Genomic DNA, 22,859 nt, shown 5'->3' with positions numbered 1-22,859 from the left:
TGTTTCCTTGTTTTGATAAGGAGAAACACGCCGGAAAAACAGGGGTGGAAAAAGAAAGGCGGAAAGAGTGTGTCATGGGGAAGGATGGAAGACGGGTTTCGATCACGAAAAAGTCAAAAAAACGAAAAAAGGAGGCCTTAAAAACAGGGGAAGGGGAACGGCCTGATTCCACCGATCCCCTTCCCGAATGTGCCTCCGGCGGAGGCTGCTTTTCATGGGCATGAAACATGACCCGATTTTAAACAATAAACCGAGAGCTCGAGACCCGTCCTATACCCCTCGTATCACAGATACTTTCCCAGCCGCCCTGCTACACCGCCGCCAGCAGGCCGGTGAGGCTCTCTTTGGCATCACCGAAGAGCATGCGGGTGTTTTCTTTAAAGAAAAGAGGATTTTCCACCCCGGCGTACCCGGTGGCCATACTGCGTTTAAGGACCACCACGATGCCTGCGTTCCACACGGCGAGAACAGGCATGCCGGCGATGGGGCTGCCCGGGTCTTCCAGGGCCGAGGGGTTGACGATGTCATTGGCCCCGATGACCAGCACGGCATCGGTCTCAGCCAGGTCGTCATTGATCTCATCCATCTCAAAGACAATATCATAAGGGACTCTGGCTTCGGCCAGCAGGACGTTCATGTGTCCGGGCATGCGCCCCGCCACCGGGTGAATGGCAAACCGGACGTTCACGCCCGCCTTCCGCAATCTCTCCGTGAGCTCAAAAACTGGGTGCTGGGCCTGGGCCACAGCCATGCCGTATCCGGGAACGATGACCACATTTTTCGCATTTTTAAGCAGGGCTGCGGTCTCTTCAAGGCTTGTGGGAATTGCGTCACCCTGCATGCCCCCTTCCACGACCGTCCCCCCCGAAGTCCCGAAACCGCCCAGGATCACATTCATCAGGCTTCGGTTCATGGCTTTGCACATGATATAAGAGAGAATGGCCCCGCTGGACCCCACCAGGGCACCGGCGATGATCAAAAGATCGTTGCCCAGCATAAAACCGGTGGCTGCCGCGGCCCACCCCGAGTAGGAGTTGAGCATGGAGATCACCACGGGCATGTCGGCCCCGCCGATGGCCATCACCATGTGCCAGCCCAGGCCAAAGGCGATACACGCCATGATCATCAGGCCCAACAGGGGAAACCCCATCCCTTCGGCCCCCACAAAGAGAACCCCGAGTCCTAGGGTGACACTCACAGCGGCCAGGTTAATAAGATGCCGGAAAGGCAGAAGCAGGGGCCGACTGCTGAGGGTCCCCCGCAACTTGCCGAAAGCCACCACAGACCCCGTGAAGGTCAGGGCTCCAATAAAAACACCGATAAAGATCTCCACCTCATGGATGGTCTTTTCAACCCCGACATAATGCATCTCAGGGTCCAGGTACCCGGTGATCCCCACCAGCACGGCGGCCATGCCCACGAAGCTGTGAAGGATCGCCACCAGCTCAGGCATCTGTGTCATCTGAACTTTTCTGGACACCATCACGCCGATGGCCGCGCCGAGTCCCATGGTGATCCCGATCAGGGCGTAGGCCGTCACGGCTTTGCCGAGGATGGTTGCCACCAGGGCGAGGGCCATGCCGAGGATGCCGTAAATATTCCCGCGTCGGGCCGACTCCTGATTGCTCAAGCCGCCCAGGGAGAGAATAAAAAGAACGCCTGCCGCAATATAGGCGGTGGTGATGAGGCCGCTATTCATGGTCGCCCCCTCTCCTGAACATCTTCAGCATGCGCTGGGTCACAAGAAAACCTCCAAACACGTTGATGGTGGCAATTAAAATGGCAACGGCCGCCAGCAGTGTTTTCAAACTAAAAAACGGACCGGAGACCTGCAGGAGCGCTCCGACCACAATGATGCCACTGATGGCATTGGTGACGCTCATCAAGGGAGTATGAAGAGACGGCGTCACATTCCAGATCACCATGTACCCCACGAAACAAGCCAGAACAAACACCGTCATGTGCTGCAGAAAATCCGGAGGTACCACGCGCCCGAGGTGATAGAGCAAAAATCCCCCCACGACAAGAAAAAGAAAGGGCTTCACCTGGGGTGCCCAACGCTGCCAGCTCGTTTCGATCACGCTGGGTTCGGGGGCCTTTTTCTCTGTTTTCGGGGGCTCGGGTGGCAGCGCTAACCGCGTCGGCGCAGGGGGCGGCCAGGTGATCTCGCCTCCCTTTGTCACCGTCATGGTCCGCACCACCTCGTCCTCCATATCGTAAACCGCCTCCCCATCCTTGGCCGGGGTCAGATCGGCCAGAAGGTTGGACAGGTTGGTGGCATAGAGTCGGCTGGCTTGATTGGCCAGGCGACTCACCATGTCGGTGTAGCCGATCAGGGTCACCCCCTCTTTCACCACGGATTGACCGGGCTCTGTGAGTTCACAGTTGCCCCCCTGCCCGGCGGCCAGGTCGACGATGACGCTCCCCGGCATCATGCTCGCAACCATCTCTTTTGTAATGAGGATCGGTGCTGTTTTCCCCGGAATCATGGCCGTGGTGATAATCATATCCACCTCTTTGGCCTGGGCGGCGAAGAGGGCCATCTCCGCCTGGATAAAGGCCTCGCTCATCACCTTAGCGTAACCACCGGCGCCCGCCCCCTCCTCCTCAACATCAAGCATGAGAAAAGACGCCCCCAGGCTCTCCACTTGCTCTTTCACCTCGGGACGGGTGTCAAAGGCGCGGACCACGGCCCCAAGCGCCCCTGCCGTGCCGATGGCCGAAAGCCCGGCCACCCCGGCCCCGATGACCAGCACCTTGGCGGGCGGGATCTTGCCCGCAGCCGTCACCTGACCGGTAAAAAAACGCCCGAACGCACCCGCCGCTTCCACCACGGCCCGGTACCCAGCAATGTTGGCCATGGAGCTTAAGGCGTCGAGCTTCTGAGCCCTTGTGATACGCGGCACCTGCTCCATGGCAAGGGCCGTGATGTTCCGGGTTTTCAAAACCTCCAGGAGCTCCGGGTTCTCGGCAGGCTGAACAAAGGAGACCAGGGCGGCCCCGGCCTTCATCTGTCGGGCTTCTCCAGGACTGGGAGGACACACCTTCAACACCATATCGGAGTCGGACCACACCGCCTTCGCGTCACTCAAGGCCGCGCCGGCGGCCTCATACGCACCGTCCGGGAAACCAGCCGCCTCTCCGGCTCCGGCCTCCACGGTCAGGTCGTATCCAAGGTGAATCAATGCCTTCACGCTCTCCGGCGTTGCGGCCACCCGCTTCTCTTCATTACAGGTCTCTATGGGAATACCAATCTTCACAGGCTCTCTCCTCTCTCTGCCAGATATAAAAAGGCCACGGAGGCCCCTTGGGGCTTATTTATCAGGGATCACAGGTCTCAGTTGCCGTGGGAACGGCAGGGTGAAAAGGATGTTCAGATCTTTCGGGAAAATGTCGGCGAAGGGATCAATCGCAGGGGCAAGACAGGGCCAGAGGTCAAGCAAACATGAAAAAGGCCTCACGATTCAGCTCACGTAACCTCTGACGGCCGGGGTGGCGAAAACATCCCGCCATGCGACACCCCGTGTGCTTGCGCACCCTTTCTTTACACCTGGCCACCGGAAGCTCTTTTGATTTCACAGGAGCTGAATCGTAACAAAAAGGCTAAAGGAAGAATAACCCAGAGGATGGTGGATGGCAATGCACAAAGGGGAAAAACACAGCCTGATACAGACCCAGGGACAAACCGATGGGTCCGTTTAAAAAACCGCTGTGACGAACCTGATTTACGCCCTGGTTACCTTGCCGCCGGAGGAACACACTGGGTTTCATCATTCTGAAAATCCGGCAAACCGCTCTTCCTCATGCTCAGAAAAGAGAGAGACCCCATCCCTGGACACGCTGAGGCCATAGGCATCCCCCTCCCGAAGGCAGCACCGGGTTTCAGCGGCGGCCCTCACCCATTCACCCGAGGGGAGTTGAAACAGGCAGCTGCGCCCCGGTCCTCGAAAGCAGCTTTTTTCAAGCCGTGCCACGGCTTGCTTACCGGAGGTAGCGATTTGGACCGCCTCGGGACGGACAAATACATGCACCTTCTGAACGGCCTCGCGCCCGATATTTTCCGCCACGGAAAAGGCACCCAGTCCGCAGTCCAGGGTGCCCTCGGAGGTCAGCGTTCCGGCGAGCAGGCTCCCTTCTCCGATAAAACGAGCCACGGAGAGGGTTTCCGGTTTGTGATAGAGCCCTTCCGGGGTGTCCCACTGCAGAATATTTCCTGCCATCATCACCCCGATGCGATCGGCCATGGCAAAGGCTTCATGCTGATTATGGGTCACCATGAGAGCGGTGATGCCAAAACGCTTGATGATCTCCCGTACCTCGGCTGAGAGGCTCTCACGCAGGGTGACGTCCAGGTTGGAAAAGGGCTCGTCCATCAAGAGACACCGGGGTTTGGGGGCAATGGCCCGGGACAGTGCCACCCGCTGCTGCTGACCGCCGGAGAGCTCATGGGGATAACGTTTTTCCACGCCCGCAAGCCCCGTGACGGAAAGAAGCTCGTCGATGGTCGACTTGATCTCCCTGCGGCTGACATCTTTCATCCCAAAGGCAATATTCTCCCACACGGTGAGGTGGGGAAACAGGGCGTAATCCTGAAACACCATCCCGATTTGACGCGCCTCGGCGGCAAGCCCCTGCCCAGCCTCCCAGAGAGGACGGCTTTGAAGGTGAATGGAGCCGCTGTCAGGCTCTTCAAAACCCGCGATCATTCGCAGGAGGGTGGTCTTTCCGCAGCCGCTGGGACCGAGAAGAGCCCCAATCTCTCCCCGCGCAAGGGAAAAGCCAACCCCCTGGGCCACACAGGTAGCGCCAAAATGCTTGGTGATCGCCTTTACATTCAGATACATCATCGGTTTGTTCTCTCCTTTTGCCACACCAGAATCCCCACGGGAATCAGCCCTGCCACCACCAACGCCACCGCCGGTATCGCGGCCCGTTCCCACTCCCCTTCGGAGGTGAGCTCAAAGATCTTCACCGCAAGGGTATCCCAGCCAAAAGGCCGAGTCATAAGGGTTAAGGGCATCTCTTTCATAATATCGATAAACACAAGAATCGCGCCGGTGACCATCCCCCCCTGAATCAGGGGCAGATGAATTTTACGCACCAGGGAAAAGCCACTGACCCCCAGGGTCCGGGCCGCCTCATCCATAGAGGGCGAAACCCGCCCCAGGCTGCTTGAAACAGCATTAAATCCCACCGACAAAAAGCGGACCATATAGGCCACAGGCATCACCCAGACCGTGCCTTGAAGAAAAGGGCCGGAAATCGCCACACCCAAAACGGCAAAAAGGCCTGTGGCCATATGGTCGATACCGGTAAGCACGCGCACCATACCCACAGCCAAAACCGTGCCGGGAAGGGCATACCCCAAAAGGGAAATCCGGGAAAGTATCGCCATAAAGCGGCCCGTGAGCTTGCGCCCGGCAAAGGCCAGAATCAAGGCGGCGGAGAGAGTCAAAAAAGCACCCGCCCCTGCAAGAGCCAGAGAGTTTCCGAGAAGCTCACCATACCCGAGGTGCCACTCCTCCCGCCACGCCTCACCCACCCAGGCGAAAAGCTGGATCATGGGAATCACAAACGCCACGGAAAAAAGCCCACCCAGAAAAAGATGAGCCCCCAACGCCTGCCGCCGGGAGAGGGGTATTCGCTTGGCCCGTCGCCCGTCTCTCCCCCGGAAATAACGCATGCGACGCCTACTCCACCCCTCGGCCGTAAGCACCCCAAGGGCCATCACCACAAGAAGCGAGGCGAGTTGGGAGGCCGCGTCAATGGAGAAGAACCCGAACCAGGCTTTATATATCGCCGTGGTAAAGGTGTCATAATTAAACACAGCCACCGCCCCGAAATCCGCCAGGGTCTCCATCAACACAAGAATCAGGCCGCCAAAGATAAAGGGACGCGCCATGGGCAACATCACCCGAAAAAAGAGGCGTCTCCGGCTCAAGCCCATGGACCGCGAGGCTTCAAGAACCCGCTCCCCCTGGGAAGCGAACCCGCCGGCTGCAAGCAGAAACACGTAAGGGTAAAGGGCCAGCGCCAGCACCAGGATCACCCCGCCCGTGGACCGGATGGGCGGCATGAAAGGCGCCACCGTCGGAACATGCTGCCTGAGAAAGGTCGCTACCGGCCCCGAATAATCCAGAAGCCCCGTGTAGACAAACGCCATCACATAGGTGGGAATAGAAAGAGGCAACAAAAGCGCCCAGGAGAAAAAACGTCGCCCTGGAAACTCGCACAACGCTGTCAAATACGCCGCCCATACCCCGAAAAGAGCGGTGAGCGCCAAAACCCCCGCAGACAAAACCGCCGTGTTGAAAAGCAACCCGGCCAGAAGATTCTCACGAAGATGCCCCCAGATATCCCGGGTGTCCGCAAAGATGGAGACCATAACAAATAAAATAGGCAACACCACCACAAGTGCCACCCCACTGGCCAGCACCAGGGACGGCTCCACCCTGCCCCCCGCCCGAAACAGACCCAAAGGCCTTTCCATCATCATATCGGTGTCACAACGTTCCATGAAATTCCTTGCACTGCATGCTTAAAGAAGCCCCCAGCGAGCTTGCTCTCACGTTTCACGCGAATACGGACGCATTTCGGTCCAAATTTATGAGACCCGATGCGCATTCGCAAACCCGCTTTCGAGGGGGCACACCCCGCCGCCGGAGTTATTCCGGTTACAGTCACCCTCTGGATTGAACGCGAATGACCCGCAGATCTTGCGCTTGTGGCGCACATCGCCTGCCCTCAGGTTTCACGCGAATGCGAACGCATTTCAATCCAAATTTCCGAGACCCGATGCGCATTCGCAAACCCGCTTTCAAGGTGGCGCCACCTTGCCGCCGGAGGCTGCTTTTTATCTCTGCCTGTGCCTTTTATTTATAGCCGGCGCGATCCATGAGTCTGATGGCGTCGGACTGGAGTTCACCGGCTTTTTCAAGACCGAGATCCGAGCCTTTGAACTCGCCCCAGGCCGCCACGAAGTCGTGGGGTTTTACGGAGGGGTTCACGGGGTACTCCATGTTGGCGTCGGCAAAGAGATTCTGGGCTTCAGGACCTGAGAGCCACTCGAGGAGGGCTTTGGCCGCGTCGGGGTGCTTTGAATGGGCCGTCACGCCCGCACCGGAGACGTTGACGTGGACACCACCCGTGCTCTGGTTGGGCCAGAAGATAGCCAGGGGCAGACCGGGGGTCTTCTTCTGGAGGCGGCCAAAATAATAGGTGTTCACCACGGCCACGTCGCCCTGCCCGGCGATAATGGCTTCAAGGGCTTTGGTGTCGCTGGAGAAGGGAGGCGCGGCCAGGTTGCTCACCCACCCCTTTATGATCGCTTCGGTCTTTGTCTCGCCGTGTTCGGCAATCAGCATCGCCACCAGAGACTGATTGTAGACCTTCTTGGAGGTCCTCAAGGCCAAGCGCCCTTTCCAGGCAGGATCAGCAAGGTTTTCGTAGGAGCTCAGCTCCGAGGGGGAGACGCGTTCGGTGCTGTAGACAAGGGTCCTGGCACGCCTCGAGAGGCCAAACCATCGGTTTTCCGGGTCCCTCAAACTTGCCGGGATATTGGCCGCCAAAACGCTGGAGGAGACGGGCTGGAGCACGCCTTCACGGGCAGCGTGCCAGAGGTTGCCGGCGTCCACGGTCATAAGAAGGTCAGCAGGGGTCTGAGCCCCTTCGGATTTGAGGCGCTCCAGCAAAACCGGCGCCTTGCCGGTGATGTACTTAATCGTCACGCCGGTCTTCTTCTCGTAGGCATCAAACAAGGGCTTGATCAGGTGTTCTTTTCGCGCCGAATAGACGACGAGTTCTTCAGAAAAGGCCTGGGACAGGCCGGTCAAGGTCACCATAACGGCGCAAAGAGCGCTGAGTATAATCTTCATCATTCCTCCAACAAATAAACTGGCCAGGCCAGCCGTTCAATCCATCAATCCATCATCTTCAGGGAATTCCCGGACCGACCGGTGGATCCTCGGTCTGCCGTCGGCAGGGTCTCGCCACGCCGCCTTCCCCCCTTAAATAAACAACCGGCCCCATCCTGAGAGGCCATCCTCATTTCCAGGCTCGGGGACTCCCCGTGGCCCGCCTGCTGTTCCGCAGAGGGGAACTATTTAACCCAAATAATATTTTGATTCAAGGACATTTTTAGGGGTGCCTAACTTTTCTTGACATCAGAACTCCACACACGTCCACCCAAAGCCCCCTGGACTTGCTCTTTCAGGGGGATACCGTCCTTAAAAAAGAAAAAACCCCGCGGGACGCCTTCGCGCGTCCAACGGGGTCATGAAAAATAATCTGGGGATAAAAAGGGCAAGCAGGGGCGATCCGTGCTTTAACCTCATTCTCGAATCAATGGCGGATGTGATTGGCCCCAAGAAATGTGGAACGAAGCGTATCGGCCTTTGATTCAGTGTAAATCTGGGATTATTTATTAAAACCTGTTTATTAAACTTTTCAGAAGTTTAGCCCCCAGCAGGGCCGCCGGAGGCATGAGCTGAATAGTTACCTTTTTTGAACATTACCATAGAAGGCTTCTGGTCCCCTTTCGTTACGCCCCCCCGTTCCCCAGGGCTTTGGCCATCCACGCCTTCTTCTCGGCGTCCGGCAGAAAGCTCGCCTCAAAGCTGTTGGCGGCGAGGCGGCGGGCCTGGGATTCGGTCATCCCCAGCTCGTTGATGAGCCCTTCTAAGTTGGCGTTCATGTAGCCTCCGAAATAGGCGGGGTCATCGGAGTTCACCGTCACGCACGCCCCCTGATCCAGCATCTCGAGGATGTTATGGTCCGCGAGCGTCTCAAAAACCTTCAGCTTCACGTTGGAGAGGGGGCAAACGGTGAGGGGCATGCGCTCTTTAATCAGGCGCTCCATGAGTTTCGGGCCCTCACTGGCCCGGATACCATCGTCGATACGCACCACCTTCAAAAGCTCCAGGGCCTGGTAAATGTAATCGGGAGGCCCTTCTTCGCCGGCATGGGTCATGGGAATAAAACCCGCGTTACGCGCCCTTGTAAACACCCGCTCAAACATCTCGGGGGAGGGGGGAACCCCGCCTCAGAGGAGTTGAACCCCACCCCTTAGAGAAGGTCGGCAGGGGGCTGCCCCCCTCGGACTTGAGGCGTTTCAATCTCTTCAAAAAATGCCCCATAAATTGAAAAAACCAAGTTTTACCCTGACCATTCAATCAATCACGACAAATGGATATTCTCTTTTTTTACGTTTGAACCGATGACCGAAGATTGCCAAAAATCCTGTACAAAACAAAAACACCGTGGATGGTTCTGGAACGGGGGCTTGAGACCGCGTCAGCTTCATACACAAACTGTCCCCGCCGATATGAAAGCCATCAAGGTCCTGTGAGCATTGATGGCCATAATCTCCTTTGTACTTCATTATATCAGGCAAGCCTGCCCCGACATGATTACAACAGTTATCAAACCCCCAATGGGTCCAATCACCCTGACCGTCAAGGGATAAATAGTCATCATGCTCACTACGTTTGATACTTCCCGAGTCACCGTAAAAAGAATACTCACCCAGTTCAATTTCGAATTGATTAATATAATAAATTTCATAGTTATCTTCTACGTTCATAACATCATCAATGAATAAGTATCCGCTCATTGCACAAGCTAATACGCCACCAGGCGCTTCGCTGCATAGGCTCGCCTTACCACAAACATCATAGCGAACGGGAGTCGCATCGGCACTCCGTGACACACATAAAAGTAATACCCACACCAAACTGACAAATAATTTTTTCTTCATTTTACTGTCTCCTCTGATGTTAACTTTTTTAGCCCGGATATTTCACGAGTTAAGTGCATCCATATTCAAGGCATCAGCGCTGCAGATGTAGTGGTTTACCTCAAAGCTCTGATAACGCTGAAGATGGGTGCACTCGGCTCGCCCGAAGGGTGAGAAAAGCGAGCAGAAAACGGTGAATTACATTTTGTATTTTTGAAATGTCTGTATTTTCTTACGCAACCAACGGTAATAAATTCTCATTAACCTGAATCAACAGTTTTCTCATGAAATATCCGGGTTAGGGTTCTTTAGTTCGCACGAACTAAAGGCTTTCAATACAAGCGAAAAAGGCCTTAATAAAATGGTTGTTTAGCTTCGAATATGGTCTGGCGCATCGTCTCTGTTATCACCCTTTAGCCTGCAATGGATAATGCGGAGCATCAGCCATAAGCAAAGAAGAGGAAGTCCCCACCTATAGAAACTCACAAGGGAGGCTTTGAAGATATTTTCAGGATTTATTCACACGAAGAATTATCGGGCAGTCTGTCTCTATGCGACGAGGTTCGAAGTCGGCGATCTGACGTCGCCAAAAAATGCTGGCTTGAAAGAGGAGAGGAGAGGAGAGGAGTCGTATCTCAAAATTTATATATTTTTATACATATAAAACAATAAGATATCGATGTAAACTGTTTTGACATATAACCGTCGACAAAAACAGCATGAAACGATATTTCACCATGCAATTTCAGCCGAAATTGAACCCAACCATTTAGCCACATCAAAGGCGAATGCACGTTGTCTCAAAAAAACAAGAAACAACGTACATTCGGAGCTCACTACATTAGCCCGGATATTTCACGAGTTGGGTGCGCTCATATGCAAGGCATCAGAGCTGAAGATGTAGTGGTTTACCTCAAAGCTTTGATAACGCGGCAGATGAGTGCACCCGGCTCGCCCGAAGGGAGAGAAAATGAGACAGAATACCGTGGATTACATTTTGCATTTGTGAAACAACTGAAAATATTACCGCAAAGAATTGTAATTATATATTATTCCTTAGCCCTGATTGTTTTCTCATGAAATATCCGGGTTAGGCATTTTTATATAGGGAGTGTTGCCCCCCCCACTGCCAGAGGCTACCAATCCCCTTTCCCTTCGCCCCCCCCGTTTCCCAGGGCCTTGGCCATCCACGCCTTTTTCTCGGCGTCCGGCAGAAAACTGGCCTCAAAGCTGTTGGCGGCGAGGCGGCGGGCCTGGGGCTCGGTCATCCCCAGTTCATTGATCAGCCCTTCGAAGTTGGCGTTCATGTAGCCGCCGAAGTAGGCGGGGTCATCGGAGTTCACCGTCACGCACGCCCCCTGATCCAGCATCTCGAGAATGTTGTGGTCCGCGAGCGTCTCAAAGACCTTCAGCTTCACGTTGGAGAGGGGGCAAACGGTAAGGGGGATGCGCTCTTTAATCAAACGATCCATGAGTTTCGGGTCCTCACAGGCCCTGACCCCATGGTCGATACGCACCACCTTCAAAAGCTCCAGGGCCTGATGAATGTAATCGGCAGGCCCCTCTTCGCCGGCATGGGCCATGGGAATAAAGCCCGCGTGACGCGCCCTTGTAAACACCCGCTCAAACATCTCGGGGGGGAACCCCGCCTCGGAGGAGTCGAGCCCCACCCCGATGATGCGGTCTTTATAGGGCAGGGCCATCTCCAGGGTCTTCAGAGCGCTCGCCTCAGAGAGGTGCCGCAAAAAAGAGAGAATCAAATGGCTGGTGATCCCGAGTTTCTGCTTTGCGTCAGAAAGCGCCCCGTCGATTCCTTCCAGCACCGTCTCAAAATCAATCCCCCGCTCTGTGTGGGTCTGGGGGTCAAAGAAGATCTCGGTGTGAACCACATGATCGGCTTTGCACTGCTCCAGATAGGCCCAGGTGAGATCGTAGAAATCTTGCGAGGTCTGAAGCACGCCCGCGCCAGCGTAATAGATATCCAGAAAGCTCTGAAGGTCGGTAAACTGGTAGGCCGCCCGAATCGCTTCCGTATTTTTATAGGGAAGCTTGATGCCATTGCGTTCAGCCAGGGCAAACATCAGCTCGGGTTCCAGGGTGCCTTCAATATGCACATGCAACTCCGCCTTGGGCAGGTTGCCGTTAAATTTTACGTCCATGTAAATCTCCCTCAATTAAAAAATGTGATCAGGGTGCCTATTTTAATTCTCTTCATTCCAAAAGAAAACCCCTGATCCCTCTCAAGCCCTCTTGCTCCCAGCGCCCCCATAGGATATAAGTCACTTGTAACACACCCAATGATGGCACCCAGAGCCCAGGTATTCACACCTCTCACCGGTCACAGGAAATTGCCATGAAAAAATCCATTGTCTCCCTTGCCGCCCTCCTGCTCCTCACCGGATGCGCGATTCTCCAGCCCTCACAGAACGTGGAGCTGAGCCCACAGCTATCCGAACTCGAGCATGACCACTTCGCCATCCTCCCCTTTGCCGACAAACGTTCGGCCGCGCGGGACAATTTCAGTTTTAATGTCTCCGAAGTGGTCACCGACGCCTTTGAAGCCGCCTTTATGAAATCCGGATACACGATCGTGGAACGGAGCGATATTGAGAGGGTTTTACGCGAGATGGAATTTACTTACATGGGCCACGCAGACGACACAAAGCTCAAAGAGATCGGCCAGAAGACCCACGCCCATGTCATCATCCTCGGCAGGGTCCGGGACTTTAAAAAGGCAAAATACGAACGTGTGAAGGGAAAAATGAAGGCCATCTCCTGCACCACGATAAGTTATTCGGTCAAGGCGATTCATATCGAAACCGGTGAGATCCTCTGGCAGGGTGCCATCACCCGCAGTTCGGGGCTCAAAGGCGACATGCTCTCCCCATGCGACTGCAACGGCATCCGATTTGCCGAACGGACCTCAAAAACCCTGGTAAAAAAAATCCTCGACCGAACCGATGCCGTCCTCAAAAAAAAGAGCGGTGAATACGACATGTTCCCCTCTCTGGATTAAAAAAGCATGCCCCCGGCAGCGAGACTTCCTCCCGAAATCCAGGGGAGAACGCACGCCGGGTGTCGCGACTCATGGGGCGAACGCCTCTGCATACGCAGATTCGCCCCGACGCTCCGGCGACACCGTCAACACCGAAACGCATGGGGCAAGACGCGGCCCTGTTCGCCGCACGCCAGGGGTCTCCCACACCATTGATTTCAGCTTGACACTGCGACATACCCCACCTAATCTATTTAAAATATATGCATAGTCGAAAGCCTGCCACTTAGAAGCTGCGAAAATCCAATGATATTATCTATATACTTTCGTTTCAATCCCAAGGAGGCCCCATGATCCAGCTGGTTGCCAATCTCTTAAAACTGTTAAATTCCGAGGCGGAACCAGCCCAGATCAGCCTGGCCCTTTGCCTCGCCATGGTGCTGGGGTTCACGCCGCTCTTTTCCCTGCATAACCTCATCATCCTATTTATTATTTGCGTCGTCCGGGTGAACCTTTCCGCCTGCCTTCTCGGGTGGGCGATCTTTTCCGGCATCGCCTGGCTGATAGACCCCCTCTTCCATGGCCTGGGCCACTGGATTTTGACCCTGCCCTCCCTGGAAGGGCTCTGGACAAGCTTGTACAACCTCTCCCTCTTCCGCCTGGCCCGGTTCAACAACACCGTGGTCATGGGAAGCCTTCTTACGGCCCTGGTGCTCTTTGTCCCCCTCTTTCTGGTAACCAACCGACTCATCGCCGGCTATCGGACCCACCTTCTCGCCTGGGTCGACAAGAGCCGCCTGATGAAGATTTTCAAGGCATCCAAAATTTACGACGTCTACAAGGCCCTGGCCTGATCCAAAGGAGCTTCCCATGAAAAAATGGATTCGTATCAAGGGTGTCGCTGCCTTTGCGGTCATCACAGCCGTTCTGGTTCTCTTCACCTTTCTTTTCGCCGACCGCCTCGTGAAAAAAGCCATTGAGACCACCGGCACCCTCATCGTCGGAGCCCGGGTCGAGCTGGCCGACGCCGACCTCAGCTTCTTCCCGGCCGGGCTCTCCCTCACCGGGCTGGCCGTCACCAACCCGGACGCTCCCATGCGAAACGCCGTAGAAGCCCGGCGCATTGCCCTCTCCATTGAGACGGCCCCCCTCTTCTTTCGAAAATGGATTCTTCCCGAAATGTCCGCCACGGGCATCCGCTTCGATACCGAGCGGAGCCGCTCCGGCGCTGTGGCCGGCAAAGAGAAAGCCACCCCGCCCCTTAAGCCTGGGGAAAAAGACGGAAAAACCTTCTCACTGCCCTCCCTGGATATGAAAGATCCGAGAAAAATTCTGGAACAGGAGCCCCTCGCCAGCCTGGAAGAGGCAAAAAAAATTCAGACCGACATCAAGCAACTGGAAACAAAATATAAAGAACGCATCGCCGCCCTGCCCGATGAGGCCCACTTCAAGGCCTACGAAGACCGCATTAAAGCTCTGAAAAGCGGAAAATCAGGGTGGAAGGCACTCTTAAGCAAGGCCTCGGACCTCAAAAAAATCACGGATGAAATTGAGCAGGACCTGGGCACCATAAAAACCGTTAAAAAAGATCTCGAGACGGATATCCAAACCCTTAAGACACGAGTAAAGGCCCTGCCGTCCCTGGCCAGAGCGGACTACGATCGGCTTGAGAAAAAATACGGACCTTCCGCCACGGGCCTCGACAACGTCACCTCCCTTCTCTTCGGAGATGCCTTCAAAGGCAAAGTGGCGACCGCAGTCAAGTGGTACAAAAAGATTCAGCCGATGTTAGAAAAAAAGAAGACGGACAAGAACGCGCCCGCAACGGAGACAAAAGAAGAGGCCGAGGTCAAGCGCATCCGGGGAAAAGGGATCGACATAGCCTTCACGGAAAAACGGCCCCTGCCGGACTTTCTCATCTCAAACGGATCGCTTGAAGTGGAAATTCCCGCAGGCATCCTCGCCGGGACCCTTAAAAACGTCACCGCCCAGCAACCCCTGGTGGGGCGCCCCATGGCCTTGACCCTTTCGGGCAAAAAACTCAAAGGGATCGATTCGGTGGCTCTGACGGCCATCCTGGACCGGGTCAGCCCCAAAACCGCGGGCGACCGATTCACCTTTTCGGGTACCGGCATCGGCATCAAACCCGTGGGTTCTGAAGACTCTCTGCGCATGCAGGGTGCCTCAGCTGCCGTCACCGGCAAAGCGGACATCTCCGGAGGAACCACCCTCGACGCCGACCTCACCGCAAAATTAACCCAGGTGCGTTTTGCCACATCCACCGACCAGGGCAAACTCCAGCAGGCCCTCAGCCGCTCCCTGAAAGAGGTGAAGGCCTTCTCCATCCAGGGGTCTGCAAGCGGCCCCCTGGACGACTACGACCTCTCGATCTCGTCCGATCTCGATACCATCCTGAAAAAGGCCCTTAAAAACGCCACCCAAGAGCTCTCTGTTGAATTTGGGAAAGGGCTTCAGGCCGCCATCAAAGAAAAAACCGGCTCCGCATTCTCGGCGACCGGTTCAGATCTTGGTGGCATGACAGCCCTGGACGATACCCTCGCTCAAAAATTGCAGGACGGAAAAAACCTGATGTAAACTTACATAATATTCCGAAGAATCAGGGCCAGGCCACCGAAACTGACGAGAATAAGGAGAGCGGGCCGCAGGAAAGACCGATCGAGAAGGCGGGCAAAGGGTCCGGCCAGGAGGCTGCCCGTCAAAATTCCGGGGAGGAGAGAGAGGCCGAGGAGCGCGTGAAGAAGGCCGAAACGTCCGGCAAAGTAAAAGGCAACAATGGATGAAAAGCTTCCCGCCATAAAGGTAATGCCGAGGTTGGCCCGAATCTGCAGGCCGGGTTCGTTTTGAAGCAGAAGGATCAGGGGGGGACCGGGGACACCGGCCACGGTGGACATCATACCGGCGATGGTCCCGCCGGCCACAAGGGTTTTTCGCCCCAAGGCCACGCGAAGGCCTATGGCACTTATGGCCACCGCAAGAAGAATGGTGATCCCGATGGATAGCTCAACCCCCGAGCCTTTCAGGTTTTTCAAAGCGACATAGGCCACGGCAGCACCCATGACAATACCGGGAAGAATTGCCGCAAGCCAGTCCTTCCGGATGCCCTGACGGTTTCTTACGATCATGACGCTGTTCTGAAACATGCTGGCCAAAAGAAAGGAGCCCGGCGCGAAGACAGGATTAATAAGGGTCAGGAGGGGCACGCACAAAAGCCCCATGCCGAACCCCGTGCCGCTTTGGATAAAGGCACCGAAGGCCACAGCCACATTGGCGGCCAGGATTTGCCAGAGTTCAGGTTGTTGAAACACGTACGAGTCTCCTTCTGGTTTACAAGGTTCTTTCCCCAATGAAAGGGAAAAAATGTTACCACTCGGGTCTTCGAACTGTCAATATTTCATAACCCATTTTATGTAATAAAGGTTGCGCCATGCCCACCCCTGAGATCGTCCCATCCGCCTACGACCAGACTTTACTCACCCGTCAGGTGGGGGAGCTGCTGGACCGCCATATTCCCAGGGCCATCACCACCGGTGAGCGGGTCCTCATCAAACCCAATCTGCTGCTGGCCGCGCCACCCGACAAGGCGATCCTCACCCATCCTCTGGTGGTGAGAGCTGCAGCCGCCTGGGTTCTCGACCATGGGGGAACACCCCTCATCGCCGACAGCCCGGCCGTGGGAAGTGTGGAAAAAATCTGGAGGATGGGAGGTTTTCAGGAAGCCTTAAAGGGAATGCCTGTGGAGGTAAAAGGATTCGAAACAGCCGCACCCATTGACATCGGTGCGCCCTTTGGCACCATCGGCCTGGCCGCAGAGGCCCTGAAGACTCAGACAATCATCAACCTGCCCAAGTTTAAAACCCACGCCATGATGACCCTGACCCTGGGCGTTAAAAACCTCTTCGGTTGCGTGGTGGGATTTGAAAAACCAAAATGGCATGCGCGGGCAGGCATTCAAAGGGACCAATTCGCCAGGCTCCTGGTGGGCATCGCCGAGGCGATCCGCCCCACGGTGACGCTTGTTGACGCCATCACAGGCCTTGAGGGCCAGGGCCCCGGAAAAAATGGAACGCCTCGCCCCATGGGCTTCCTCGTGGCCGGAGCGGACATCCATGCCGTCGACGCGGCCTGCGCCCGTATGGCGGGCCTGGCCCCTGAAGCCCTGCCCACCCTGGCGGCCGCCCTGACCCTGGGGCACATCCAGGCCATCCCGAACGCCCCCCTGCCCGAAAAAATCTTCTCAGATTTCAAGCTGCCGACCCAGAGCCCAGTGACCTTTGGCCCGCCTTTCATGAAAGACCTCATCCGCAAACACATGGTCCAGCGCCCCGTGGTGAACCCGGCCGCCTGCAAAAAATGCAATCAATGCCTCACCTACTGCCCGGTGGGTGCCATCACCGAGACCGACGAGGCCGTGGCCTTTGACCTTGAGACCTGCATCCGCTGCTACTGCTGCGTCGAGGTCTGCCCCCACGCGGCCCTGACGGCCGTGGACACCCGGGTGGGACACTGGCTCCAGAAGGCTAAAAAATTAGCCGACAGGGTGTTTTAAAGAACAAAAAACCTGCCTCCGGCGGCAAGGGTGGCGAAGCCACTTAGGCTAAAACGTCTGTAACCATAGAAGGCTCCCATGAAAAACACCCTCACCATCGCCCTGACCGTCGCCCTGATCCTTCTTGCCGGCGCCATGGCCTGGCTGGCCTGCAGCATCCAGGGCGTCACGAAAGAACTCCCGGCCATCCTCTCCCACGTGGAGGAGGTAAACACCCGAATTGACGACATCGTGGACACCATTCCTCTGATCACCAACGCGCTCCCCCCTGTTATGGCGGAGGTGGAAGAGATCAGAAAAACTGTGCCGTCCATTCTCACGGAGATGGCGCAGGTGCGCAACGCGGTCCCTGCCATCCTTGAAGAGGTGGAAAAAATCCGAGAAACGCTCCCCTCTATCCTCACCCGGGTCGATGCCATCCAAGCCCAGGCAAAAGAGCTTGAAACACACCTGCCCCTGCTCACCGAGACCGTGAACACCGTCACGGCCCAGGTGGAAACCGCCCTCCCCCTGATTGAACAGGCTCTCAAAGAGTCCGAAGCCATTCGATTGCAGATACCCGACACCCTGACGCGGGTGGAGGTCCTCGTGGCAGACGCCCAGGGCATTGCCGGCAAAGCCTCTCAAGAGGCGGTGACCGGCATGGTCAAAGGGGTCCTCACCTCCCCCTTCAAACTGCTCATGGCGGCCGGTAACAGCATCACCGGCTCCCTTTTCACCACACGAAAATTGACCCAAGAAGACGAAAAGCGTGTGGTGGAAGCCACCGCACGCCTTCTGAATAATATGGACCTCAAATCCACCCACTGGGCCAACCCCGATTCCGGCATCCAAGGAACCGTCTCCCTCCAGCGGGCCTTCAAGGATGGCGACACAGCCTGTGTCTCACTGCGATTTGACCTCATCCCGAAATCAGGAAAAAAAGAGCATACCGTTAAAAACGGATGCCTGGCCGACGACGGCACCTGGCAGATGCAGTAGGCAGTGCCATGGGCGCATCGTGGCCGGGGTGGCACCCCCTCGGATGGCAAAGCATCCCGCCTGCAGACGGAAAGGATGCGCCCCCTGTCGGCACATTCAGGACTTAAAGCGGAACCGGCTCCATCCCTTCATCCAGGTATTTTTGGGCCAGATCGATATAGAGCTGTTTGCCGAAATCCCAGAGAGCCTTGTCGTCGGAGGATACCTCCCGGATGACTTTGGCCGGGTTCCCGGCGGCGACAACGTGGTCCGGGATCACCTGGTTCGCCTTGACGATTCCACCTTCGGCGACAATGGCGCCCACCCCCACATCGGAGAGGATGCTCAGGACCGCCCCCATACCGATGACGGCGCCGTCTCCAATAAATTTCCCGTGAATCACGGCCTTATGGCCCAGGGTCACGCGGGCTCCAATATGATTCACGGCACCGGGAGGTGCATGAATGATGACGCCCTCTTCCACGGCGGTGCCGTCCCCGATTTCAATCCTGCCGTAATCGCCCCTGATAATGGCCCCGTGGCCAATATAGCAGTTGTCGCCGATCACCACGTCGCCGATGACGCTTGCCAGCTCGCTGACATACGAATGTTCCCCCACGATTGGCTGCTTTCCGTCGAATGAATAGAGCATTGAAACTCCTTTTTTAAAAAAGTTAAGCCCGGTTGGTTGTCCCTTAAATTTCTCGCCATAAGAGAACATAGTTTATCGCTCAAATCAACAAATGAGACAATCAAACAGGCTTTGATTTCAATTTTAAAGGGGTTTTCAGCGGACGGTCTCTCACAACGAATACGCCCAAAGGTCAGAATTCCTGGACGGTATTCGACCGCCCCCCCGGAGAATTTACCCCTTCCCCAAGGGCTTCATCACCAGGACGTAAATCCCGACAAAAATCAAACCCATGGGTATGGGCGCCTCCCCCCCCTTGAGAAAGGCCCACAAAGCCAGCGACACACCTGAAACCACACAGACAACGCCTGCCAGCCTATTCCTGTTCATTTCAGACATTTCACTCTCCTGATATCCATGAATTTTCCCGCACAGGACCGGAATATTTGTCTCTCAGCCCATCAGGATGACACGGGTCAGTAAAAAGGAAGGTCCTTGAACCCCCGACCCTTACGGCGGGGCGTCCAAGGAATAAAATGTGACGTAAATCGTAAGAAATAAACCTGGGGGAAACGGCACAAGGCGTCATAAAAGGCCGCTTTCGAGCAAGCTCGCCTTGCCGCCAGAGTGCTTTTTATAAAATAGACATCGGGAACCCCGTGGTGCAAGGGAGTCTTATGGCCTCATTCGACATAAACCACATCCCTCAGAAAGGCGTCGCTCTCGGATTGAAAAACAGTGGGACAGGCCCACATAAACGGGTGATCCCCATCGTTGTGTACGAAAACACGGCTGCCTGGAATCTGTTTTGACATCCCAATGTTTTGTACCCCCAAATCCGGGATAAAAGAGTCGTTAAGGCTCCCGGTAAATAAAACCGGACATGTGATGGTGTTCAATCGTCCCTTGAAAAGATCCCCGCCCTGGTCCGCAAAATCAAGCAACAGCTTGTTATCGGCGGCCACGACAGTGTCCCAGTCATCACCGTTTGCATACGCCCAGAATTCAACCTGATCGATGGATCGAAGCGACCGCTCAGACACTTCGCTACGCAAATTGTCCGGTGCAAACAATTCGGCACAACTGTCTGCGACAACCCCGGACACAAGATCTGGATATTTAATCGCAAACAACAAGGCGACCAAAGCGCCACCACTTGTTCCCATCACCGCGCACCGTTTTTGGCCCAGGTGGGAGACAAGGGCGGCCAGATCCTCCGCACACAGGTCCCACCAGTCCTGTGACCAGGTGGCGAGACGCTGAGACTTGCCGGTCCCGCGAAAATCAAAAGAGACGGCGTGATAGGTTTGACCGAAATAGTCCAACTCTTCCTCATGACAGGAAGAAGACGAGGTGTTTCCTGGAAGGATGACCAGGAGCTCTCCGGTCCCATTTTCCCGGTAAAAAAGAGAAAGATCATCATGGGTGAAATATGGCATAGCAACCTCTGACTCATGGAAAGATGTAAACAAAATGCCCAGCACCATCACACAAAATCCGCCCGGTCTGAGCGAGGGTGCCCGACGTGCTTGACGCGTCACCCTCGCTCTGAGGTTCTTCGCCTGCTTCGGGCCTTCCCGATTCATAAGGGCCTGTTCTACAGGACAAACCCTTTTATTTTTTTTCTTGGCCTGAATTCAATCAAACCCAACTCGATAATATGAGCCATTCCGATGACTGAACCGGCCTGGCACATACCCACGGTTTTTAAAGCATCCGAGGCGATCAATTCCTTGGAAATCGTACAATGCGGCAACCAGAGATTCGGCTTGTAGTGGTCCCGTGGCAGGCACCCGTGGTCCTGCAACAGCCGGTACAAAGCGCTTTGCATCTCAAGAAGTGCACTCGTCGGCACCGGAGCCAAGAACACGGACTGCAGGTCTCCGGGAATCAATCCAATCGCTGAGAATTCAAGGCAAAATGAAGAAGACTCTTGACTGAATGCGTCCAACAGATTCACCACCTGGCCGACATCAATCGTGTCCAGGACGGCCAGACTGATATGGGGCCTGCTGCCAATTTTATGCAGGATGGAGGGCACCCCGGACTCTGCGAGTTGAGTCCACAACAGGCGAATTTTTGTCTCAAACTGACGATCAAAATAAAGTTCGATTGAATATCCCATGAAAACTCTTCACTTCCTTAATGAAACGCTGCTTCGATTGTCACTGTTCAGCTCATGAAAAACAGCCTTCCATGGTTAAAGTGGCCAAAAAAATGCCTCCGGCGGCAAGGTGTGCCACCTTGAAAGCAGGTTGCAAATGCGCTTTGTCCCCATGTCACGGCGTAGCCGCAGGCGAAGACGGATCGCTTGTCGCGCCGTAGCCCATTGGCGTTGTTCGAATGGTGACGTATTGACATGGGCGTAGGCGATTCCTCAGGTCAAATCACATTTGCCTTAGGTTTTAAATTGACCCAAGATTTTTTTAAAGGCCTGTTTGGCAACCTTTTCAAAAGGTTGGCCCCCGGCAGGGCCGCCGGAGGCATAAGCTGAATCGTTACATTTTTTTACACACATCACCGGGGGTCTCGATGCACGCACAGGCACCGGCCGCATCCAGCTCCTCTCTTGAGCCATAGCCCCACAAAACGCCCCATCCGGCAATTCCATTTCTGCAGGCCCCGATCATGTCATGCTCACGGTCTCCAATCATTACGGTGTCCGCCGGAATCATGGCGTCGCGTGCGATGATGTGAGCAATCAACGAGGCCTTGTCGCACCGCACACCGTTCAATTCGCTGCCGTCAATCGTTGAAAAATAGGATGCCAGATCAAAGTGATGGAGGATTCGGCGAGCAAAAACCGTGGGCTTGGAGGTCGCCACACAAAGATGGTGGCCGCCTTCCTTGAGTTCATGGAGAGTCTCTTCGATGGTGGGATAGACCTTGTTCTCATACAGCCCGATGGAGCCGAAGCGCTCTCGATACAGGTCGATCGCTTCATCCACCAGCGATTCATCCTGCGCGCCCAGAAGTTTGGTAAAGCTCTCCTTCAACGAAGGGCCGATACACCAGCGCAGGCTTTCAGCCGGGGGCTCCGGTCGGTCAAGGGAAACAAGGGCGTGTTGGATGCACTTCGTGATGCCTTGAAAGGAATCCGTTAACGTGCCGTCGAGATCAAAAAGCAAGTTCATGTGAGGTCCGCCGAACGTCAGCCATCGGCGGCTGATAGGTGCAACCGGCAGATGGCTTGACCCTGTAATGATATTTATAGAAATCAGGCTGTCATAAGGGGAGGTTCATCCCCACGATCTGATGCCCGCCCTGCATGGCTGCAGTATGTCCTCTTTGTCGTCGTGGGTCCAGACACAATTCATACCAAAATATAGACAATGCGTGCGTAGGGTATCAGACAGGGGCAAGACAGCTTTGCTGTCGTGAGCAGCGGGTACAAAATAAATTAAATAAAAAAGATAATTCTTAAACCCGTCTTTATAAAATCAAGCAAAAATTTAGCCCCCCGCAGGACCGCCGGAGGCTCTGGGCACCTCGCATCCCCCATTAGCTGCCGACGCAGGTTCGCTTCTTAAACTCCAGGGGGGCTGCCGGTCCGACCCAACCAAAGGGTTTTACCCTTTTTTTTCGACCAAAAATGACCGAGCCCCCCTCTCCAAAATGGATGGTATAGGACTTAAGATCAATCGATTTTAATCTCGCGGCAACCTCAGGGTGTGCTTTGATGTATGCCACCATAACATCCAGATCGTTGGCGTTTTGATATTGGGGGGGCAATGCCGCCATGGCCGTCCCGCTACAGAAAAAAAAGACCAGCACCATTCCGATTTTTTTCATCTTGGATCTCCCTCACTCCATACCCATAATAGATGGTGCCTTAGCCCGGATATTTCATGAGAAAACAATCAGGGCTAAGGAATAATATATAATTAGAGCTCTTTGCAGTAATATTTTCAGTCGTTTCAAAAATGCAAAATGTAATCCACGGTATTCTGTCTGATTTTCTCACCCTTCGGGC

The 22,859-nt window shown here is 55.2% G+C and carries 20 protein-coding genes; 5 read left to right on the top strand and 15 right to left on the bottom strand.

Annotated features, from left to right (window positions below; translation table 11 throughout):
* Window positions 1–310: 310 nt before the first annotated feature.
* The 8 genes from pntB to Q1Q75_RS06480 form a co-directional block, all read right to left on the bottom strand.
* Entirely contained in the window at window positions 311–1,699 is a 1,389-nt protein-coding gene (gene pntB / locus Q1Q75_RS06515) for a Re/Si-specific NAD(P)(+) transhydrogenase subunit beta (RefSeq protein ID WP_300668477.1), read from the bottom strand.
* Window positions 1,692–3,260 (bottom strand): Re/Si-specific NAD(P)(+) transhydrogenase subunit alpha, encoded by a 1,569-nt coding sequence (locus Q1Q75_RS06510; protein WP_300668475.1) that lies wholly within the window; start codon window positions 3,258–3,260, stop codon window positions 1,692–1,694. The genes pntB and Q1Q75_RS06510 overlap by 8 nt, the downstream gene beginning before the upstream one ends.
* A gap of 510 nt (window positions 3,261–3,770) precedes the next feature.
* Window positions 3,771–4,847 (bottom strand): ABC transporter ATP-binding protein, encoded by a 1,077-nt coding sequence (locus tag Q1Q75_RS06505; protein ID WP_300668473.1) that lies wholly within the window; start codon window positions 4,845–4,847, stop codon window positions 3,771–3,773.
* Entirely contained in the window at window positions 4,844–6,517 is a 1,674-nt protein-coding gene (locus Q1Q75_RS06500; RefSeq protein WP_300668471.1) for an iron ABC transporter permease, read from the bottom strand. Before Q1Q75_RS06500 ends, Q1Q75_RS06505 begins: the two co-directional genes overlap by 4 nt.
* 355 nt (window positions 6,518–6,872) lie before the next feature.
* Entirely contained in the window at window positions 6,873–7,877 is a 1,005-nt protein-coding gene (locus Q1Q75_RS06495) for a Fe(3+) ABC transporter substrate-binding protein (protein WP_300668470.1), read from the bottom strand.
* Between the two features lie 662 nt (window positions 7,878–8,539).
* Window positions 8,540–8,968, bottom strand: a complete 429-nt coding sequence (locus tag Q1Q75_RS06490; protein ID WP_300668468.1) for a hypothetical protein — start codon at window positions 8,966–8,968, stop codon at window positions 8,540–8,542.
* A gap of 198 nt (window positions 8,969–9,166) precedes the next feature.
* Window positions 9,167–9,754: a PEP-CTERM sorting domain-containing protein gene (locus tag Q1Q75_RS06485; protein WP_300668467.1), complete on the bottom strand. Its 588-nt coding sequence runs from the start codon at window positions 9,752–9,754 to the stop codon at window positions 9,167–9,169.
* Window positions 9,755–10,869: 1,115 nt separating this feature from the next.
* Entirely contained in the window at window positions 10,870–11,892 is a 1,023-nt protein-coding gene (locus Q1Q75_RS06480) for an adenosine deaminase (RefSeq protein ID WP_300668466.1), read from the bottom strand.
* 194 nt (window positions 11,893–12,086) lie between these two features.
* Between Q1Q75_RS06480 and Q1Q75_RS06475 the strand changes: the two genes are divergently transcribed.
* The 3 genes from Q1Q75_RS06475 to Q1Q75_RS06465 all read left to right on the top strand — a co-directional run bounded on the left by Q1Q75_RS06475 (window position 12,087) and on the right by Q1Q75_RS06465 (window position 15,323).
* On the top strand, window positions 12,087–12,749 hold the full coding sequence (locus Q1Q75_RS06475) for a CsgG/HfaB family protein (protein ID WP_300668464.1): 663 nt from the start codon (window positions 12,087–12,089) through the stop codon (window positions 12,747–12,749).
* 329 nt (window positions 12,750–13,078) lie between these two features.
* Window positions 13,079–13,582, top strand: a complete 504-nt coding sequence (locus Q1Q75_RS06470) for a TIGR03546 family protein (RefSeq protein WP_300668462.1) — start codon at window positions 13,079–13,081, stop codon at window positions 13,580–13,582.
* Window positions 13,583–13,598: 16 nt separating this feature from the next.
* Complete coding sequence (locus Q1Q75_RS06465; RefSeq protein WP_300668460.1) at window positions 13,599–15,323, top strand: TIGR03545 family protein; 1,725 nt, start codon at window positions 13,599–13,601, stop codon at window positions 15,321–15,323.
* 2 nt (window positions 15,324–15,325) lie between these two features.
* On the opposite strand, the gene Q1Q75_RS06460 is transcribed toward Q1Q75_RS06465, so the two are convergent.
* The gene (locus Q1Q75_RS06460) at window positions 15,326–16,054 is read right to left on the bottom strand and encodes a sulfite exporter TauE/SafE family protein (RefSeq protein ID WP_300668458.1); all 729 of its coding nucleotides are present in this window, start codon (window positions 16,052–16,054) and stop codon (window positions 15,326–15,328) included.
* 119 nt (window positions 16,055–16,173) lie between these two features.
* On the opposite strand from Q1Q75_RS06460, the gene Q1Q75_RS06455 reads away from it, so the two are divergent.
* Complete coding sequence (locus Q1Q75_RS06455) at window positions 16,174–17,295, top strand: DUF362 domain-containing protein (protein WP_300668456.1); 1,122 nt, start codon at window positions 16,174–16,176, stop codon at window positions 17,293–17,295.
* Window positions 17,296–17,373: 78 nt separating this feature from the next.
* Window positions 17,374–18,276 carry a hypothetical protein gene (locus tag Q1Q75_RS06450; protein WP_300668454.1) on the top strand — a complete coding sequence of 301 codons (903 nt, stop codon included), beginning with the start codon at window positions 17,374–17,376 and terminating at the stop codon, window positions 18,274–18,276.
* Window positions 18,277–18,379: 103 nt separating this feature from the next.
* Here the strand turns inward: Q1Q75_RS06450 and Q1Q75_RS06445 are convergent, their stop codons facing one another.
* The 6 genes from Q1Q75_RS06445 to Q1Q75_RS06420 all read right to left on the bottom strand — a co-directional run bounded on the left by Q1Q75_RS06445 (window position 18,380) and on the right by Q1Q75_RS06420 (window position 22,678).
* Window positions 18,380–18,907 (bottom strand): gamma carbonic anhydrase family protein, encoded by a 528-nt coding sequence (locus Q1Q75_RS06445; protein ID WP_300668453.1) that lies wholly within the window; start codon window positions 18,905–18,907, stop codon window positions 18,380–18,382.
* 213 nt (window positions 18,908–19,120) lie between these two features.
* A complete protein-coding gene (locus tag Q1Q75_RS06440; RefSeq protein WP_300668451.1) occupies window positions 19,121–19,285 on the bottom strand; it encodes a hypothetical protein in 165 nt (54 codons plus the stop codon).
* A 284-nt stretch (window positions 19,286–19,569) separates the two neighbouring features.
* Entirely contained in the window at window positions 19,570–20,325 is a 756-nt protein-coding gene (locus Q1Q75_RS06435; RefSeq protein ID WP_300668450.1) for an alpha/beta hydrolase, read from the bottom strand.
* A 158-nt stretch (window positions 20,326–20,483) separates the two neighbouring features.
* Window positions 20,484–21,011, bottom strand: a complete 528-nt coding sequence (locus tag Q1Q75_RS06430; RefSeq protein WP_300668449.1) for a 2'-5' RNA ligase family protein — start codon at window positions 21,009–21,011, stop codon at window positions 20,484–20,486.
* A 373-nt stretch (window positions 21,012–21,384) separates the two neighbouring features.
* Complete coding sequence (locus tag Q1Q75_RS06425) at window positions 21,385–22,020, bottom strand: HAD hydrolase-like protein (RefSeq protein ID WP_300668447.1); 636 nt, start codon at window positions 22,018–22,020, stop codon at window positions 21,385–21,387.
* A gap of 367 nt (window positions 22,021–22,387) precedes the next feature.
* On the bottom strand, window positions 22,388–22,678 hold the full coding sequence (locus Q1Q75_RS06420; protein ID WP_300668445.1) for a hypothetical protein: 291 nt from the start codon (window positions 22,676–22,678) through the stop codon (window positions 22,388–22,390).
* Between the last annotated feature and the right edge of the window lie 181 nt (window positions 22,679–22,859).

The sequence above is a fragment of the Desulfoluna sp. genome (assembly GCF_030145185.1).
GTDB lineage: Bacteria > Desulfobacterota > Desulfobacteria > Desulfobacterales > Desulfolunaceae > Desulfoluna.
This window is presented reverse-complemented; position numbering and strand designations above follow the sequence as displayed.

What these genes read in the sequence shown, in the direction of transcription:
- Q1Q75_RS06425 (WP_300668447.1), bottom strand. Translation starts at nt 22,020, where the DNA reads ATGAACTTGCTTTTTGATCTCGACGGCACGTTAACGGATTCCTTTCAA.
- Q1Q75_RS06440 (WP_300668451.1), bottom strand. Translation starts at nt 19,285, where the DNA reads ATGTCTGAAATGAACAGGAATAGGCTGGCAGGCGTTGTCTGTGTGGTT.
- Q1Q75_RS06470 (WP_300668462.1), top strand. Translation starts at nt 13,079, where the DNA reads ATGATCCAGCTGGTTGCCAATCTCTTAAAACTGTTAAATTCCGAGGCG.
- Q1Q75_RS06430 (WP_300668449.1), bottom strand. Translation starts at nt 21,011, where the DNA reads ATGGGATATTCAATCGAACTTTATTTTGATCGTCAGTTTGAGACAAAA.
- Q1Q75_RS06475 (WP_300668464.1), top strand. Translation starts at nt 12,087, where the DNA reads ATGAAAAAATCCATTGTCTCCCTTGCCGCCCTCCTGCTCCTCACCGGA.
- Q1Q75_RS06450 (WP_300668454.1), top strand. Translation starts at nt 17,374, where the DNA reads ATGAAAAACACCCTCACCATCGCCCTGACCGTCGCCCTGATCCTTCTT.
- Q1Q75_RS06465 (WP_300668460.1), top strand. Translation starts at nt 13,599, where the DNA reads ATGAAAAAATGGATTCGTATCAAGGGTGTCGCTGCCTTTGCGGTCATC.
- Q1Q75_RS06420 (WP_300668445.1), bottom strand. Translation starts at nt 22,678, where the DNA reads ATGAAAAAAATCGGAATGGTGCTGGTCTTTTTTTTCTGTAGCGGGACG.
- Q1Q75_RS06445 (WP_300668453.1), bottom strand. Translation starts at nt 18,907, where the DNA reads ATGCTCTATTCATTCGACGGAAAGCAGCCAATCGTGGGGGAACATTCG.
- Q1Q75_RS06490 (WP_300668468.1), bottom strand. Translation starts at nt 8,968, where the DNA reads ATGACCCATGCCGGCGAAGAAGGGCCTCCCGATTACATTTACCAGGCC.
- Q1Q75_RS06455 (WP_300668456.1), top strand. Translation starts at nt 16,174, where the DNA reads ATGCCCACCCCTGAGATCGTCCCATCCGCCTACGACCAGACTTTACTC.
- Q1Q75_RS06435 (WP_300668450.1), bottom strand. Translation starts at nt 20,325, where the DNA reads ATGCCATATTTCACCCATGATGATCTTTCTCTTTTTTACCGGGAAAAT.
- Q1Q75_RS06495 (WP_300668470.1), bottom strand. Translation starts at nt 7,877, where the DNA reads ATGATGAAGATTATACTCAGCGCTCTTTGCGCCGTTATGGTGACCTTG.
- Q1Q75_RS06500 (WP_300668471.1), bottom strand. Translation starts at nt 6,517, where the DNA reads ATGGAACGTTGTGACACCGATATGATGATGGAAAGGCCTTTGGGTCTG.
- pntB (WP_300668477.1), bottom strand. Translation starts at nt 1,699, where the DNA reads ATGAATAGCGGCCTCATCACCACCGCCTATATTGCGGCAGGCGTTCTT.
- Q1Q75_RS06505 (WP_300668473.1), bottom strand. Translation starts at nt 4,847, where the DNA reads ATGATGTATCTGAATGTAAAGGCGATCACCAAGCATTTTGGCGCTACC.
- Q1Q75_RS06485 (WP_300668467.1), bottom strand. Translation starts at nt 9,754, where the DNA reads ATGAAGAAAAAATTATTTGTCAGTTTGGTGTGGGTATTACTTTTATGT.
- Q1Q75_RS06480 (WP_300668466.1), bottom strand. Translation starts at nt 11,892, where the DNA reads ATGGACGTAAAATTTAACGGCAACCTGCCCAAGGCGGAGTTGCATGTG.